Origin of the sequence: Streptomyces sp. LS1784 (assembly GCF_020103755.1) — a bacterium.
GTDB lineage: Bacteria > Actinomycetota > Actinomycetes > Streptomycetales > Streptomycetaceae > Kitasatospora.
The window spans coordinates 1-1780 of sequence record NZ_JAHSQD010000985.1 but is presented as its reverse complement, the minus strand read 5'-3'; the positions used below and the strand labels follow the sequence as shown (position 1 = coordinate 1780).

General features: G+C 77.1%; 2 protein-coding genes and 1 pseudogene. All 3 read right to left on the bottom strand.

The genetic code is table 11. The annotated features are described in order from the left end of the window. Positions 1-202, bottom strand: a pseudogene (locus KS423_RS44920) (allophanate hydrolase subunit 2 family protein); the annotation flags it as partial. Positions 203-214: 12 nt separating this feature from the next. After that, on the bottom strand, positions 215-841 hold the full coding sequence (gene pxpB, locus KS423_RS44915; RefSeq protein WP_224285428.1) for a 5-oxoprolinase subunit PxpB: 627 nt from the start codon (positions 839-841) through the stop codon (positions 215-217). Continuing rightward, entirely contained in the window at positions 838-1614 is a 777-nt protein-coding gene (locus KS423_RS44910) for a LamB/YcsF family protein (protein WP_224285427.1), read from the bottom strand. Before KS423_RS44910 ends, pxpB begins: the two co-directional genes overlap by 4 nt. Positions 1615-1780 lie beyond the last annotated feature (166 nt).

The following is a 1780-nucleotide window of genomic DNA, read 5'->3' as shown; positions in this document are numbered from 1 at the left end:
CGACGGCCCGCAGCGCGACCCCGCCGAGCGTGGTCTCCAGCCCGGCGGCCCCGGGCTCGTTGCCCACCAGCCGGTTGGCCGCCCGCAGCGCCGGCTCGTCCAGCGCCCCGGCCCTGGGCACCCCGAGGTGGGCGACGCCGCGCCGCCCGAGGTCCTGGACCGTGGTGAGCGGTCCCGGCCGCTCCACCACCAACTCGTTCAACTCCGCTTCCCCTCAAGCCCGTTCCGGGGTGAAGCGGACCCGGGTGCCGGGAGCCAGCAGGGCCGGGGGCACCCGGTCGGCGTCCCAGAGCGTGAGTGCCGTGCGGCCGATCAGCTGCCAGCCGCCGGGGGAGGGGTGCGGATAGACGCCGGTGTACGGGCCGGCCAGGGCGACCGAGCCGGCCGGTACGGAGCTGCGCGGGGTGGCCCGGCGCGGCACCTCGTACCGTGCCGGGAGGCCGGTGAGGTAGCCGAAGCCGGGGGCGAAGCCGCAGAAGGCGACGACGTACTCGGGTTCGGTGTGGATCCGGACGGCTGCGTCCTCGGACACCGCCCACAGGGCGGCGACCTCGGCCAGGTCGGTGCCGTCGTACACGGTCGGGACCTCCACCAGCGGCCCGGGCGCCGCCCCGGCCGCCGTCGGACGGGCGGTGCGCAGCAGCGCCGCCACCGCGTCGACGTCCGCGACGCCGTCCAGCAGCACGGTGCGCGCGGCCGGTACGAGCTCCTCCACCGTGCCGAGCGCGCCCGCCTCCCGGCGCTCGCTCAGCCAGCCGTACAGCGCCGCCACCTCGGCCGTCCCGGGCAGCTCGACCAGCAGCGCCCGCTCGCCGACCCGGCGCACCGTCCCCACCGTCACGTGAAGGCCTCCACCCGGGCCCCGGCGGAGGCCAGGGCACCGCGGATCCGCCAGGCGAGCTGGGCGGCGCCGGGGGTGTCGCCGTGGACGCACAGCGAGCGGGCCTCGACGCCGATCCGCTCGCCGCCGACGGCCTCCACCGTGCCGTCCCGGGCGATGCCGACGGCGCGGGTGATCACCGACTCGGGGTCGTGCACCACCGCGTCCGGCTCGCGGCGCGGGACGAGGGTGCCGGTGCGGGTGTACGCGCGGTCGGCGAAGGCCTCGGCGACCACCGGGAGCCCGACGCCCTCGGCCACCTCCAGCAGCAGCGAGCCCGGCAGGCCGAGCACGGGCAGCGGCCCGTCGCAGACCGCGCCCGCCCGCAGCACGCCGGCCACCACGGCCTCGGCCTGCTCGGAGTCGCCGACCACCCGGTTGTAGAGAGCGCCGTGCGGCTTGACGTAGGAGACCCGGGAGCCGGCCGCGCGGGCGAAGACCTGGAGGGCACCGATCTGGTACGCGATCTCGTCGGCGAGCTCCTCCGGGGGCACCTCCATCGCGCGGCGGCCGAATCCGGCCAGGTCGCGGTAGGAGACCTGGGCACCGATCCGGACGCCGCGCTCGGCCGCCAGTGCGCAGACCCGGCGCATCGTCGACGGGTCCCCGGCGTGGAACCCGCAGGCGACATTGGCACTGGTCACCACGGACAGCAGTGCCTCGTCGTCGGTCAGGGTCCAGCGTCCGAACCCCTCGCCGAGGTCCGCATTGAGATCGATCACCGCATCGGCCACGCCCGTCCGCCTCCCAGCAGCTGTTGAGCCAGATGGTAGGGCCTGCGGATGAAGGCCGTTGCGCGTGACCCGGAGCCCCGCGGGCGCTGCGGCGCGTGCCCGGGACCGCACGCCCCTGGGCGGCGCCGCGCGGGGGCGTGCAGGTCCGCGAGCGGGTCGTGCGCCC